At 29.2% G+C, this 14,831-nt stretch carries 13 protein-coding genes and 1 pseudogene; 8 read left to right on the top strand and 6 right to left on the bottom strand.

The window, feature by feature from the left end; all coding sequences use genetic code 11:
• Positions 1 to 28: 28 nt before the first annotated feature.
• Entirely contained in the window at positions 29 to 616 is a 588-nt protein-coding gene (locus tag CLLI_RS15165; protein WP_106062702.1) for a DUF2238 domain-containing protein, read from the top strand.
• An 88-nt stretch (positions 617 to 704) separates the two neighbouring features.
• On the opposite strand, the gene CLLI_RS02640 is transcribed toward CLLI_RS15165, so the two are convergent.
• Together CLLI_RS02640 and CLLI_RS02645 are read right to left on the bottom strand one after the other, a co-directional pair.
• A complete protein-coding gene (locus CLLI_RS02640) occupies positions 705 to 1,613 on the bottom strand; it encodes an acetamidase/formamidase family protein (RefSeq protein ID WP_106062703.1) in 909 nt (302 codons plus the stop codon).
• A gap of 169 nt (positions 1,614 to 1,782) precedes the next feature.
• Positions 1,783 to 2,646 carry a DegV family protein gene (locus CLLI_RS02645; protein WP_106062704.1) on the bottom strand — a complete coding sequence of 288 codons (864 nt, stop codon included), beginning with the start codon at positions 2,644 to 2,646 and terminating at the stop codon, positions 1,783 to 1,785.
• A 171-nt stretch (positions 2,647 to 2,817) separates the two neighbouring features.
• Between CLLI_RS02645 and CLLI_RS02650 the strand changes: the two genes are divergently transcribed.
• Entirely contained in the window at positions 2,818 to 3,804 is a 987-nt protein-coding gene (locus CLLI_RS02650) for a biotin--[acetyl-CoA-carboxylase] ligase (protein ID WP_106062705.1), read from the top strand.
• A 59-nt stretch (positions 3,805 to 3,863) separates the two neighbouring features.
• Here CLLI_RS02650 and CLLI_RS02655 read toward each other — a convergent pair whose 3' ends face one another.
• Complete coding sequence (locus tag CLLI_RS02655; protein ID WP_106062706.1) at positions 3,864 to 5,069, bottom strand: RNA-guided endonuclease InsQ/TnpB family protein; 1,206 nt, start codon at positions 5,067 to 5,069, stop codon at positions 3,864 to 3,866.
• A gap of 385 nt (positions 5,070 to 5,454) precedes the next feature.
• Between CLLI_RS02655 and CLLI_RS14415 the strand changes: the two genes are divergently transcribed.
• The 6 genes from CLLI_RS14415 (at position 5,455) to CLLI_RS02680 (ending at position 10,425) form a co-directional block, all read left to right on the top strand.
• Positions 5,455 to 5,625: a hypothetical protein gene (locus CLLI_RS14415; RefSeq protein WP_170063630.1), complete on the top strand. Its 171-nt coding sequence runs from the start codon at positions 5,455 to 5,457 to the stop codon at positions 5,623 to 5,625.
• Positions 5,626 to 5,811: 186 nt separating this feature from the next.
• On the top strand, positions 5,812 to 7,125 hold the full coding sequence (locus CLLI_RS02660) for a zinc ribbon domain-containing protein (protein WP_106062707.1): 1,314 nt from the start codon (positions 5,812 to 5,814) through the stop codon (positions 7,123 to 7,125).
• Between the two features lie 12 nt (positions 7,126 to 7,137).
• Positions 7,138 to 8,271, top strand: coding sequence for a S1C family serine protease (locus tag CLLI_RS02665; RefSeq protein WP_106062708.1), 1,134 nt, complete (start codon positions 7,138 to 7,140; stop codon positions 8,269 to 8,271).
• 146 nt (positions 8,272 to 8,417) lie between these two features.
• Complete coding sequence (locus tag CLLI_RS02670) at positions 8,418 to 8,807, top strand: GntR family transcriptional regulator (protein ID WP_106062709.1); 390 nt, start codon at positions 8,418 to 8,420, stop codon at positions 8,805 to 8,807.
• Positions 8,804 to 9,925 carry a DUF1648 domain-containing protein gene (locus tag CLLI_RS02675; protein ID WP_106062710.1) on the top strand — a complete coding sequence of 374 codons (1,122 nt, stop codon included), beginning with the start codon at positions 8,804 to 8,806 and terminating at the stop codon, positions 9,923 to 9,925. Before CLLI_RS02670 ends, CLLI_RS02675 begins: the two co-directional genes overlap by 4 nt.
• A gap of 152 nt (positions 9,926 to 10,077) precedes the next feature.
• Positions 10,078 to 10,425 (top strand): LapA family protein, encoded by a 348-nt coding sequence (locus tag CLLI_RS02680; RefSeq protein ID WP_106062711.1) that lies wholly within the window; start codon positions 10,078 to 10,080, stop codon positions 10,423 to 10,425.
• A 58-nt stretch (positions 10,426 to 10,483) separates the two neighbouring features.
• Here the strand turns inward: CLLI_RS02680 and CLLI_RS02685 are convergent, their stop codons facing one another.
• From CLLI_RS02685 to CLLI_RS02695, 3 genes and pseudogenes are all read right to left on the bottom strand, one after another.
• Entirely contained in the window at positions 10,484 to 11,917 is a 1,434-nt protein-coding gene (locus CLLI_RS02685) for a HAMP domain-containing sensor histidine kinase (RefSeq protein WP_106062712.1), read from the bottom strand.
• Positions 11,907 to 12,603: pseudogene (locus tag CLLI_RS02690) on the bottom strand (response regulator transcription factor). The gene CLLI_RS02685 and the pseudogene CLLI_RS02690 overlap by 11 nt, the downstream one beginning before the upstream one ends.
• A 248-nt stretch (positions 12,604 to 12,851) precedes the next feature.
• Entirely contained in the window at positions 12,852 to 14,588 is a 1,737-nt protein-coding gene (locus CLLI_RS02695; protein ID WP_106062713.1) for a methyl-accepting chemotaxis protein, read from the bottom strand.
• Between the last annotated feature and the right edge of the window lie 243 nt (positions 14,589 to 14,831).

Genomic DNA, 14,831 nt, shown 5'->3' on the forward strand with positions numbered 1-14,831 from the left:
TAACAATAGTAAGGAATGGGCAATTATTATGAAAAAATTTATAAATTATCTAGATAAAATAGTAACTATAGGAGTAAGATTATTACTATTATTCAATATTATAAATAACTTATACTATAAAAATTATTACTTTGTCCTAATAGGATTGGCCGCTTTTGCATTAACCTTTTTGACAATGATTTATTGTAAAATTTTCAGGACTTCAGTCAATAGTCTATTTGATTTTTGCATAACATTTTTTGTTTTTCTTGCATTATACCTAGGAACATTAAAGGGTTTTTATAGGTTTCCATGGTGGGATACTATGCTTCATTTTGTTTCAGGAATATTACTAGGATTATTCTCTATACTACTTATGAATGCTCTAAATAAAAATAAAGATTTAAGATTATATCTTGATGCTAAATTCATTTTTTTGTATATAATCTCCTTTGTAGCACTATGTGGAGTTCTATGGGAAATATATGAATTTACTGCAGATACCATCTTCAATTTAGATATGCAGGGTGTATCATTTACAGGCGTAACTGATACCATGGAAGATTTTATTGCTGACCTTGTAGGCGGCATAATTCCTGCACTTTACGGTTATAATATTTTTAAGGGTAAAAACTAAGTGCTTATAACTTCTCATTAAATTTTTTTCTAAGCATAAAAATTCCTTAAATATACCATTAGTATTTCTAAGGAATTTTTATATTGGTCTAACTTACATGTGCGAAATTAAATTCATATATATTTAATTTTTTCTTAGGAAGACATACTTTTACAGTAATCAAAGGGTTAACAACTTGACTTATTCTTATATCACAAGTAGCACTTAAAAGCCTATAGGCATCTTCGAATTTTAGATTTAGTTCTTTACTTAAGAATTCCACCATATCCTCTACAGCTGCTTTTATAGCTTCCTTATAGTTATCACCACTAGATACTATAATCAAATAATCTTTGCTATCCACTCTTGGTCTTTTAATAGTTTTACCTTTTATCAATGAAACTTTCAGTCTTACCCTTCCTCCAATTTCAATTCCTGTTCCACTGAGTTCACCATCCCCCATGGAGGCATGTAAATCCCCTAAAGCTAATTTTGCTCCTTCTACGAAGACTGGCAAATATACTTTAGAACCTATGGTTATCTCCTTTGTATCCATATTTGATCCATGATCCCCAGGAGTAACACAGCTGATACTTCCTTCCTTTGGCGCTACTCCAATTACCCCAATCATTGGATCTACAGGTATTTTAACATTTTCAGCAAAATATGCGAATCCATCCTTAATAGGAATTATCTTCGTGTTTGGTGCCTTTATTTTATCTCCTAATACTCCTAGTCCAATATTTATTATCATAACACCTTGATTGTTTAATATAATGTCCTTTATTTCAATGCATAAAATATCCCCTTCTTTAGCTTCTTCAATCCATATGGGTCCTACTGAGGCATTCATTATAGTACCATCTATGCTTGGTCTTAAATCCTTTTCTGTTTTTATTTGACCGCTATAACAATCTTCTGTCTCTACCCAAAATTCTTCTCCATCTTTTATAAAGTACTTAGCTTCATTTTTAGCACTAAATTCGTAAATAACCTTGTCTTTTTTAAATTCTTTCATAAATTTACCACCCCGCTGGAAGTATTTTAAACAAATCTGGTACAGCATATAATGCTGCACCGCAAAATAATAACTTGTTAAAATATATGATATATCCACAAAACATATTATAAATATAAAAAACATCTACAATTTGCAGATGTTTTTTATATTTTCTCCTTTGTCAACACTATTTATCCAATTCGTCCATGGTATAGTAGGCAAGACCAATGGCACCTGGTCCTACATGAGATCCTATTACAGGTCCAATTGGGCAGACTTTTATTTCTTTTCCTATTAAGCCCTTTATAGTTTTAGCAATTTCCTTTGCTTCCTCTTCACAATCAATATGATGTATAACAATGTTTCCAAATTGAAACTTTTTTATGTCCTTTAAAAAAGTATTTATCATTTCCATAATGGCTTTTTTCTTTGTTCTAACCTTATTGAATATAGTTGTTTCTCCATTAGTTACAGTTAATATTGGTGTTATTTTAAGTACCTTACCCAATAATGCTGTTGCCCCTCCTATTCTTCCTCCCTTTGCTAAATAATCTAGGGTATTTGGTATAAACAAAAATCTACTTCTATTTATATTATCCTTGGCGGCCTTTACTACCTCTTTAATGTTAGAACCTTTTTTTGCCTCCTTAGCTGCTTCAATTACACTAAATCCTAACTGCATACAATTACTTCTTGAGTCTACAATCTCTATTTTGGCATTAGGATATTCTTTTAACACCATATTTTTAGCTAAAAATGCTGAGGAATATGTACCACTCATATCTGATGAAATAAATATACCTACTATGTCATTATTTTCTTTAACTAAATTTAAAAAAGTTTCATACATTTCTCCTACAGAGGGTTGGGATGACTTTGGAAATTCTCCTTTTTCTTCTATTCTTTTGTAAAAAGTATCATTGTCTATGTCAACTTCTTTAAAACTTATATCCTTAAAAGCAATATTTAATGATACAACAGAAATATTATGTTCATTTCTTATTTTTTCTGAAATATACGAAGTACTATCTGTTACTATTTTTACACTCATTTTCAACTACTCCTTTATTGCAAATTGTTCATCAATTCAAAATGAAATTATATTCATATAATTATATCATTTTTTTAGTATAAAATACATGAAAAAAGTATTATCTTAAAATATAATTTAAATATTAATGCTATAATTATATTGATATTGCTTAAAATAGGAGTGATTTTGTTGAAAGAAAACATATTGAATTTACTTAAGGAAAGTGGCGATTCCTTTATTTCAGGACAATTTATTAGTGAAAAATTAGGAGTTACCAGAACTGCTATATGGAAATATATGAACACTCTAAAGGAAGAGGGCTATGAGATTGAATCTGTATCTAAAAAAGGATATAGATTGATATGCTCGCCGGATATACTTACTTTTAGTGAAATAAAAGAATATTTAAACACAAAATTCATAGGTAAAAAGTTTATACATTTTGACTCAATAGATTCTACCAATACTAAAGCTAAAGAACTAGCATCTTTAGGCGAGGAAAATGGTACAGTAATAATTAGTGAAGAACAAACCGGTGGCCGCGGAAGACTGGGAAGGAACTGGTGCTCGCCTAAAGGCAAAGGTATTTGGCTTTCAATTATTTTAAAACCAGATATAGATCCCATGAATATAGCAAAAATAACCCAAGTGGCTGGAGCTGCTGTTTGTAAATCCCTTTTAGATATAGGAATAACAACTTATATAAAATGGCCTAATGATATAATAATAAATAGCAAAAAGGTTTGTGGTATTTTAACAGAAATGAGTGGAGAACTAAATATGGTAAACTATGTGGTCTTAGGTATAGGCATAAATGTTAATATTGATGCGGAAGAATTTCCTGAAGATTTAAAGGAAATAGCTACTTCTTTAAAAATCGAACAGGAAAAAACTATAAACAGAAAAGAATTAACTGGAAGGATTCTAAATAATTTTGAACTTCTTTATAGGAATTTTTTAAACACCTCCTCCTTGAGTGCTTCAGTAAAAATCTGCAAAAAACATTCTATATTACTAGGAAGGGAAATTAAAATAATAAATAGAAATACTTCTACTTTAGGAAAAGCTATTGATATAGATAATGAAGGCAGACTTATAGTGCAATATGAAAATGGAGAAACCGAGGCAGTAATCTCAGGTGAAGTATCTATTAGAGGTTTATGCGGTTATGTGTGAACTCACCACCACTTTAGAAGTAGTGGCTTCTTGGGTAATACCTTCTAATGAAGATAAATTTACCAAGCTAGCAAGGCAGAACCAGCCTCTTTTATATTTAGTGCTGCATTATAATCCCTATCTATAGTACAGCCACACTTTTCACATTTATATATTCTATCTGATAGTTGTAACTTTTCTTTCACAGTTCCACAGTTACTGCACATTTTGGAAGATGGAAACCATTTATCTATTTTGATAAGTTGTTTTCCTTTATCCTCCAACTTATACTTTAGAAAGTTCCTAAATGTTCCAAACCCATTATCGGATAATGATTTTCCTAGCTTTAAGCATTGTCCTACTGCCCTCAAGTTTATATCTTCTACCATTATTGCATCATATGCTTTTGCTAGATTATATGCTTTTTTATGAAGCCAATCTTTCCTTTGTTCTGATATTTTGTTTTGTATTTTTGATATTTTCTTTTTTTGTTTAATCCAGTTATTAGATTTTAATATTTTTCTACTTAACTTTTGCTGTTCTTTTTTTAATTTTTCCTCAGTCCTTTTATAATATTTAGGGTAGTTGGCTTTCCTACCCTCACTATCTACATAAAAATCATGCTGAGAATAATCTAATCCTAGAATTATTTTTGAAGGAGTTTGCTTTTCCGGAGTATAATATTCTACTGTGAAACTTATATAATATTGATTTCTACAATTTTTTGATAATGTAGCATTTTTTATAATGCTGTTTTCAGGTAATTGTCTATGATTAACAAATCTAATGGGCCTTTTTAATTTAGGTATCTTAACATACTTTTCATCTACTATTGATACAGTGCCATTTTGATTATTGGTGGTGAAAGAATCCTGGTTTTTTCTTTTACTTTTGAAGTTTGGAATACCTTTTAAGTCCTTGAATGTTAATTCTTTGCCTAAAGTTTCAACTTGCTTCAATGCTTTTTTTGAGTATGTTTTACCATCAAATTCACTATTGTATTTTTTTATAGCATCCCTAAAATCAAGCTGTACATTTGCAAAAGCTAATGAATCTATTTCTTTCATATACTCATAATCTTTTTTTATTATTGCTGGTGTTGGCAAGTCTATAGCCTTGTAATCAATTTTTCCATTAATAAAATTCTTCTCGCCAAGCTGTTTATACAGTATATCAACATATAAGTTATACATTTTTCTACTACAACCAAAAGCTTTCTCTAAGTATACCATTTGCTCTTTATTAGGTTTTAGCCTATATTTATACCCCTTATTTTTCTTAAGCACAGATTTTCACCTCATTTAGTACTTTTCCCATATATTTAATAATCAATACTAAATAATCATTTGTTTACCACATTTATAGCCTTGCTCCCTATTTTAGAATATACAACCTATAATAATTCATCGAGGAATTATTATTTTATGTATCGAACCTAAAATAATAAGAGGGCTATCCATCTCCCACCTAAGAGGATGGAAGAATTCCGCCCATTATGTTAAAAAAGTGCACCTCACTTTTTTAGTTGATAGACAATTGCTACATATATTCTATAAGTATAAAATAATAATTTATAAGAAAACATATTTTTTTACTCCTTGGATAAACTATTAATATCACATTGCCTTTTTCCACAGTATATTATAATAATGAATCCAAGGAGGCATCCTTATGGACAATAATAACAATCATTTAAAGACTGACCATAAATCTAATGCCGAGCTTAGAAAAATGTTCCCAAAAGATGGAGCAAAAATAGGTATTGAACATGGAGAGAAAAAAGGCTCACACTCCAATGGCAGCAAATTTACTAAAAGATCTAAGCTTTCTCACCATAACTAATTTAATATGAAAAAGAGTTAGGAAACTTATTCTAACTCTTTTTATTTTTAATATAATTTAGCATATAATTTATTTATGTTTCAAATTACCATATACAAATTTAGTAGAAATAATATAAAATATTAAGTGTATACTTTTTTACTAATAGATTTTAATATAATATTTAATTAAAGGAGGTATTTAGTTATGATTTGTTCTAATTGTGGTCATAGCCTGAATACTGAAGATAAATTTTGTCCTATTTGTGGAAATAAAATATCTTTAGATAATATTGATTGTAAAAATATAGCATCTACAGAATTAAATAAAGAAAATGAAAATGAAAAAACTTTACTGATGACACTATGTGATGAAGAAAATCTTCAAAAAACTTTACCAAATGCTTTGAAAGATGTAATTTTCCCAAAAGACTTAGATAAAAAAAGTAAAATTATCCATGAAGAAGATGAAGACGAAAGTAAGAATAAATCTGTTTTTCTCTTTCCCATAATATCTGCCTTAGCTGCCTGCAGCATGTTAGTGGCAACCTATAGTTATGAACATTATGTAAATTGGAATACTCTTTCCATGCAGAAACAAGCTGAGATTTTAGCCCTTTCTGGAAATATTGATAAATCTCTTCCATTAATAGAGGAAGGCTTAAGTAAAAGACCTAATTATGATTCCTTACAAGTTGATTTGGAGTTTTTGAATAAAGGTAAAAATATTGAAAAAAACTTAAAAGAAGTGGATAAGCTTAGTGAAGAAAAGAAATTTGATACAGCCTTAAATTTGTTAAATTCAGTAGAAAAAACTCTATCTAATACCACTGGACCTTTCTATGGTAATTTAAAAAATGAAGCAACAGTAAGAAAAACTTCTCTTATACTTGAAGAGGTTAAAAATAAGATGAAGGATAAGAAAACCATAGAAGAATTGATTCCACTGTATGAACAAATTATGACCATAAAGACAGAGGAAGGGAAGAAAACTTTAGATGAATTAAGAAATCAAATTTCTAACATAGCCTATAATAATGCCAATGAATACTTAAATAAAAAGAATTTTGATTCTGCTCTAGGGGAAATTAATAGAGCTTTACAATTTGATAAAAACAATAAAAAACTTAATTCAATGTCCACTGTCATAAAAAATCAAAAAAACAAGTTTGAACTGGACGAGCAGAAAAGAATTGATCAAGCTGTAACTTCAGCAATGGAGGAAGAAACTATAAATCAAACTAAGTCAGTTAAGATATTACATAATAATAGTACTATAGACAATAATGGTAATTTTATTATTGGTGGAGAAATAGAAAATATAGGCACAAAACCTATATATTCCATAGAAATATTCTATCAAATATACAATTCAAAAGGACAAACTATAGCCTCCTGCTCTACTTTTGTATATCCTAATTACTTAAATACAGGAGATAAGGGAAAATTTGAATTTGTACACTATGGCATGAAGGATGCTAAGGAAATGAAAATAACTAATTCTACCTGGTCTGTTGAATAGGAGGTAATAGCTATGAAGAAAAATGTTAAAATTATTCTATCTGCTTTAATATCCACACTATTTGTTTCCTTTGGTCTGTTTGGTTCTTATATAATACATAAAAATATGAAGTATTCTTCTTTAGCTCTAAACTCATCCTTAGGTACTATGGCGGATTTAAGTTCCATAAATAATATAGATAAAAGCCTTATGGATAGTATAAGTGAAAATCAGAAATTTGTGGTATCAGTATATGCCAATATAGATAAAGGTGTGAGTCAAGGTTCAGGCTTTTTATATAACGATAAGGGGGACATTATCACCAATGCCCATGTAGTTGGTGGCTCAAAAGATTTAAGGATAAAAATGGCTGATAACACAATATATAGCGGAACAGTAATTGGTAAATCCACTAATTTAGATGTGGCTCTAATCAGAGTTCCAGCTCTTAAGAATAAAACTCCTTTAAAAGTAGACAAAGACTATAAGGCCTCTCTAGGGGATGAAGTAATTGCCATAGGAAGTCCTCATGGCCTTGAAAACGCAATAACCACTGGCATAATAAATGGTCTTAATAGAACTTTTACTATAGAAGAATATAAATATAAAAACATGTATCAGATAACTGCTCCTGTTGACAATGGCAGTAGTGGAGGCCCTCTATTGGATAAAAAAACAGGAGAAGTAATAGGAATAAATTCTGCAAAATCAGATGGAAACTCTATAGGTTATAGTATTCCTATAAATCAAGTTCTACAGGATGTGGATGCTTGGTCAAAAAACCCTGCAGCACCAGTAACCACAGATATTACTCCAAAATATAAATATGAGGATACTGAGGGTAAAAAAATTTCCTCTGAAAATCTTGTAAAGTATTTCTATAGTTGTATTAACTCTAAGGATTACGTAGCTGCCTATGCCCTGCTTGGCAGTGAATGGCAATCCAAAACAGATTATAATTTATTTAGAAAAGGCTTTTTAACTACAAAAAATGTAGACATACTAAGCATAAGTTCTAATATAAGCTCAGATAATTCTATAACCATTGTTGGAATCATAAATTCACAGGATACCAGTACAACTGACAAATATAAGGTTATTTATACTGTAGATTATGAAAATAACGTATTAAAGATACTAAAAGGATCTGCTCAAAAATTAAAGTAATTAATTTAAATATCCATATAATTAGCACTACAGCTTCTTATATGGGTATTTTTTATAATTTATTCCTATTGATTTTCTGTTCTATTTGTTATAGTATATGTATAACAAATAGAACAGCAATTTCTTTACAGGGGGGTGTTTTTGTAGTGTTGTTGAAAATAGATTTTGAAAGTGACATTCCTATATATATGCAGATAAAAAATGCAATACTTCAAGGAATAGCTAAAGGAGATCTTTCACCAGGAGAAAATCTTCCTTCAGTTAGGCAATTGGCTGAAGATATAGGCATAAATATGCATACTGTAAATAAAGCCTATAATCTTTTAAAAAATGATGGATTTCTCACAATAGATAGACGAAAAGGAGCCATTATAAATGATAAAATTTCTTCTCCAACGGAGGAATATAAAGTTTTATTAGAGGAGAATTTAAAATCTACCATAGCAGAGGCTATCTGTAAAGGAGTTTCGGAAGGCGAGTTTTTAACTACTTGCAATAATATATTTAATACCTATAAGGAGGGAACTAAAAAATGACAGGACAAACTTATTATATTTTATACAATATTTTAACTTTATTATTCCTATTCTTTCTTCAATTATTTATGCCAAAGCTCACCAGAAGGGAAATATTCTTCGGAGTTAGGATTCCTGAAAAAGAATTAGATAGCCCCGGATTAAAAGCTATAGAATGCCTTTACATGAAAACATGTTTAATTTTTGGAATACCTTATTTAATTATCCTAATCTATTTAATGTATGCTTATACAGAATATCCACTTATATTTGTGTTTGGAATATTAATATATTTATTTGTAAACTTTATAATTTATTATTCTACCCACAATAAAGTAAAAAGTATTAAAATGAAATATGGCTGGGATAAGGGAAAGGAACAAGTGGTTACTATAGACACAACTTTTACAATGAATAAAAATAAAAATATTCTTGTATCTCAATTTTGGTTTCTAATACCTCTTGTTTTAATAATAATAAATATAATTATAGGTTATAATGTGTATCCTAATCTTCCTGATGAACTTCCTATGCATTGGAATTTTGCCGGCGAAGTCGATAGATATGTAAATAAATCTGCTAAAATAATATATGAATTTCCTGCAATTCAATTTTTTATGTTAGTAGTTATGTTCTTTTCATATAAAAGCATTGGTTGGTCAAAACAGCAGATATCTTCATCAAATCCTGAAGAATCTTTAGAGAAGAACAGAATTTTTAGAAAGCTTTGGTCTGAGTACATGGTATTCATATCCATAACTATGCAGCTTATTTTAACCTTTGCCAATATGACTACGCTTTTGGTAATTAGAGTTAGCGGTCCTATTATTATGCTTTCTGTTCTCATACCAACTACACTAATACTAATAGTATCCATTGTACTTTCCGTAAAAACAGGTCAAGGTGGCAGCAGAATAAAATTAAAAAATGGAACTAGCTCCACTACAATAATTACAGAAAGAAATGATGATAAGTATTGGAAGCTCGGAAGCTTTTATGTAAATAAAGATGATCCTTCAATTTTTGTAGAAAAAAGATTTGGTATTGGCTGGACAATAAACTTCGGAAGAATTGAAGGAATTCTTATAATCGCAGTTTCAATAGCTTTAATTATATTAATACCGATTATTTTTAAATAAACTAAACAATACAACTCCTCTTTTCTTTATGGATTGTTAATGTTATCTATTATGTGTTTATAAAAATATGCTATAATTGTTGTATAGGAAAAATATTTGTATTAAATTCTCATTAAATATTTACTTTACCATTAATTAAGAGGAGGTTTCATATGCAGATTGGATTTATTTTATCACTTGTTTTTGCCATATTGGTAGCTATCTTTGCTATACAAAATTCATCAGTTATTGTAGTGAATTTTCTTTTTGCAAAAGTTGAAATCTCTCAAGCCCTTATAATATTTATATCTGCTATTTTAGGTGCAGTAATTATAATGCTATTAGGACTAAGAAGGGAATTCAATTTAAAACACAATAATAAGCAGTTAACTAAAAAGATAAACGAAATGGAATTAGAAAGTTTAAATTTATCAAAAGAAAATAAGGAATTAAAAGACTCCTTATACAGGCTTAAAGAAACTGAATCTGTAGATAAAGAATCAGCTGCAGATAAAGAATAAATTTTAAAATGGAGGTCTTTCTGTGAAGAAAAGCCCCCATTTTAAAATCCAGCTTACACTATAGACAAGGTTTCATTTCCTTATTTAATGTAATAGTAAATCTGCATCCACAGTTAATACTGCTTTCTAACTCTATGTTTCCCCCATGCTTTTCTATTATGGCCTTGGTTATAGCAAGTCCTAATCCTGTACCTCCGCTTTTAGAATTTCTTGAGGAATCTACTCTCACAAAGGGATTAAATATATCAATTTCCAATTCCTTTGGTATACCTATTCCATTATCCTGTATTATAACTAAAACTCTTTCCCCTATATCCTGTACAGAAATATTAAGCTTTGTACTGTCCTCATTGTATTTAAGACTATTGACTATTAAATTGCTTATAGCTCTATACATATTCTTTGTATCCATCTTCACCTGTATGCTATTATCAGGTATAGAAAAATTGTATTCTATATTCTTTTCCTCAATAGATGGTATAAAGCTTGCTATTACCTCTCTTAAAAACTCACAAATATCCACACTTTTAAGCTCTAGATTAAAATCTATGCTTTCAAATTTTGAGAAATCAAAAATATCTGTAATTAAATCATTTACCCTTATGCTGTTATTCTGAATAACAGTTAAATACTTATTTCTTTTCTCCTGAGACAACTTAGGATTTTCAATAAGTAAATCTGTATAACCTCTAATGCTGGCCAAAGGATTTTTTAAATCATGAGATATATCCATTATAAGTCTTCTTTTAGTTTCCTCACTCTTTTCCTTTAGCTTTCTTTCCTCTTCTATTCTTTGGACCATAACATTAAAAGCTTGAGTAAGTTGTCCAATCTCATTTTTACATTTAACCTGTATTCTTGTTGAATAATCTCCCTGATATATATTTTTAACGCCCTTCATAAGCTCTTGTAATGGTATGGTCAAATTACGAGAAGTAATTCTTGTATATAATATCATTATAAAAACAAATATAATTAAATATAAGGTTATAGCTATTCTAAAAAAGTTTCTTACACCTATTGAAGGTTTTTTTATAACCTTATTAAAATAATTATCATTGGGAAGGTAAACAATTAGAGTAAAGTCTTTATTACCATTATAGGCTATATTATATATATACTCATTATCATTAAACAAATCATTATTAGCATTGATTATTTTATTATAGAATTCATCCTTATTGTATTTACTTCTCTTTATTTTTGGATTGCCCTTTGTATACATAACATTTAAATCTGTATCTAACACCTCTATCCAGCCCTTGACCTTAAGTATTTGCTCTACATCAATGTTTCTATAGTCATCCTTTATAATATTTTTTGCTACAAGTTTTGAATTTTCAGCACTAATAAGAGTATTTATTGGCATATAAAGATTTACCCACATAGCCATAGTCCCAAAGAAAAATACTAAAAATATAAGAAACATTATTAGACTAGATACTAAATGAGTTCTTAAAAGCAAATTAGATATCTTTTTATTATTCTTCATTATGTATTTTCTCCAGTTTATATCCTATTCCTCTTATGGTTTTTAAGTATTTAGGCTCCTTAGGATTATCCTCTATTTTATCTCTTATATGGCTTATATGAACCATTATAGTATTATCATCTTCATAGTAAGGTTCTCCCCATACCTTTTCATAAATTTGTTTTTTAGTATGAACCTTACCTATATTATTCATAAATAATTCTAGTATTTTGTATTCCTTGGCATTTAAATCAATATATTCATTACCCTTACAAATAGTACAACTCTCTTTATTTAATGTAAGTTCACCATTTGTTATATGATTATTTTCTAAAGTGTTACAATATTTATAGGCTCTCCTAAGAAGTGCTTCCACTCTTGCTATAAATTCCATAGTACTAAATGGTTTTACTATATAATCATCTGCTCCAAGACCGAAGCCTAATATTTTATCCGCATCTTCCCCCCCTAGCAGTTAAAAGCATTACGGGCACTTCACTTTTCTCCCTTATTTTCTTCAGTACCTTAAAGCCATCAATGCCAGGCATCATTATATCCAATACTACTAAATCCACATGTATTTCATTAAATATTTTAATAGCCTTTATGCCATCCGCTGCTTGGAATATATTATGTCCTTCCTTAATTAAATGGAGTTCTAATAATTTCCTAATATCCTGTTCGTCCTCTGCGATTAAAATATTCATAGATTATCCCCCTTTTGCCTTTCCTGTAGTTCACTTACATATTATAACATATCATTGCTTATGCTTTCCATGTGATTTAAATAATTGTTACCAAATTGTAACCATATTTTATTATATTCGTAACCCTATACATTAGTAAAAAAGGCATATTTAGGACATAGAGTACAGATTACAGGGTAAAATAATATAATACTATATACAATGCACTCTTAAAAAGCAGAGAATAGAACCCTATTCTCTGCTTTTTTTCACTCCAATTTCATCTTTAACAGCTTATTCGCAAGCTCTGAAGATTTACTATTTAATTCTTTAGTCATACTAGATAAATTTTTTATGGTATTAGATTGACTTTCTATATAGGAAGAAATTTCTCCTGTAGAGCTATTATTCTCTTCTGATATAGAAGTTAAATCTTCAAATTTAGCTGTTATAGTATTTATATTTGAGGACATCTCCTCTGTGGAGGCAGAAACCTCTTCTACATTTTCTGAAACATTATTTATGGAATAAACTATATCATTGAATTTAGCAGTAACTTCTTGTACAAATTCACTTTGTTCTGAAGTCTTGCCAGATACATGTTCCATAGAAGCTGCAGCATTTTCAATTCCCTGCCTTACCTCTTGTATAAGTGCAAATATATTTTTTGCAGATTCGGAAGATTCCTCAGCTAATTTTCTAACCTCTTCTGCTACCACTGCAAAGCCTTTACCATGTTCGCCTGCACGAGCAGCTTCAATTGAAGCATTAAGAGCTAAAAGATTAGTTTGAGAGGCTATGGATCCAATTGTATCCGCAATACCATTTATTTCTTCAGATTTGTCCCCTAAATTTTTAACAAGTTCTGAAGTATTATTAACCACTGAAGATATCTCTTTTGAATGTTCTTCTAATTTATCCATTACTTTATTTCCTTCTACTGCATTTTCACTAGTGGTTGCAGCCTGTTCAGTAACTTTTTGTGAGCTATCTGCTACACCATTTATAACATTATTTATTTGAATTACTCTTTCTGAAGTTTCTGCTAATTCTTCTGTTTGATTTTCAATTCTTCCTGATATATTTTTCACTCCAGTATTCATAACTCCGAACTCTTCTACAGTCTTGCTGAAGGCATTGGTAAAATCTTCAGTAGTATTGTTTAGTTGCATGGATAGATTATTAACTTGTTTTAACGTATTTTGCATAGTATCTAACATTTTATTAGTGTATAAGGCAAGTTCCCCAATTTCATCATTACTTTCTATTTCTATTCTCTTAGTCAAATCTCCTTCTAAGTTGGCCATTTCCTTCATCTTATCAACTAAAACTGTAATTGAATGTGTCTGCTTTTTTGTAATGGCTCCAACTATTAGTCTTATTATAAACATACTTATTAATAGTAAAGCTATTAATCCAGCTAAGCCTATAAATTTAATTCTTTTTATAGTCTTCAGATTAAAATCCATTCCTAAAATCACTTTTGAATTTCCATTCATATTTATTGGTATAAAAACAGACATTTCTGATCCATTTTTATCTTTAATAGCTGCTTTATTATTTACTTCAGCCTCTTTTAATTCATTTTCACTATATTCTGTACTAAATGTATCTCCCAATTTTTTATTGTCACCCTGAGATCTATCTATTATATACTTCCATTCTCCATTAGAGCTTTTATTTATTAGATAAATACTGTTAAATACGTCTTTCCCTTTGCTTTGCAAGGAAGTTGTAATTTTATCTACTTTCTTATATATTTCATTATTCTCTCCCTGATTAATGATTTCATTTAAGTTTTTCCCTTCTAATTCATTTGATATTACGTAACTAAACGCAGGCCCTGCATTTAAAAGTATATTTTTAGTACTGCTTCTAATGACTGCATATGCTCCCACTCCTACTAAAATATAAATACATGCTATTAAACCCATAATCCTTTTATTCCATTCTTTTCTTATGGTTGTCTTCTTTTTTAATTTAGCCTTATCTTTAATTTTAATCATCCCCCATTAAAAAATTGCAAAGTAACTTTTTTCATATTATAGAACATAGATAGGAAATAGGTTAATTTTCCCTAATAGTATTATAACAAAACTTTCACAAAAAAACTCTTTTTTTTAACTTTTTAACAATTTGTTTATATAGTTCCTTTGGGTTTTACAGGTTTATTATTTTTTTAACATTTTATTAAAATAGGTTAAAATAAAAACACCTACCTAATTATAAGCAGATGTTTTTCAATGATT

This window comes from Clostridium liquoris, from assembly GCF_002995785.1.
GTDB lineage: Bacteria > Bacillota > Clostridia > Clostridiales > Clostridiaceae > Clostridium_AO > Clostridium_AO liquoris.

What these genes read in the sequence shown, in the direction of transcription:
- CLLI_RS15165 (WP_106062702.1), top strand. Translation starts at nt 29, where the DNA reads ATGAAAAAATTTATAAATTATCTAGATAAAATAGTAACTATAGGAGTA.
- CLLI_RS02640 (WP_106062703.1), bottom strand. Translation starts at nt 1,613, where the DNA reads ATGAAAGAATTTAAAAAAGACAAGGTTATTTACGAATTTAGTGCTAAA.
- CLLI_RS02645 (WP_106062704.1), bottom strand. Translation starts at nt 2,646, where the DNA reads ATGAGTGTAAAAATAGTAACAGATAGTACTTCGTATATTTCAGAAAAA.
- CLLI_RS14415 (WP_170063630.1), top strand. Translation starts at nt 5,455, where the DNA reads ATGGACAATAATAACAATCATTTAAAGACTGACCATAAATCTAATGCC.
- CLLI_RS02660 (WP_106062707.1), top strand. Translation starts at nt 5,812, where the DNA reads ATGATTTGTTCTAATTGTGGTCATAGCCTGAATACTGAAGATAAATTT.
- CLLI_RS02665 (WP_106062708.1), top strand. Translation starts at nt 7,138, where the DNA reads ATGAAGAAAAATGTTAAAATTATTCTATCTGCTTTAATATCCACACTA.
- CLLI_RS02675 (WP_106062710.1), top strand. Translation starts at nt 8,804, where the DNA reads ATGACAGGACAAACTTATTATATTTTATACAATATTTTAACTTTATTA.
- CLLI_RS02680 (WP_106062711.1), top strand. Translation starts at nt 10,078, where the DNA reads ATGCAGATTGGATTTATTTTATCACTTGTTTTTGCCATATTGGTAGCT.
- CLLI_RS02685 (WP_106062712.1), bottom strand. Translation starts at nt 11,917, where the DNA reads ATGAAGAATAATAAAAAGATATCTAATTTGCTTTTAAGAACTCATTTA.
- CLLI_RS02695 (WP_106062713.1), bottom strand. Translation starts at nt 14,588, where the DNA reads ATGATTAAAATTAAAGATAAGGCTAAATTAAAAAAGAAGACAACCATA.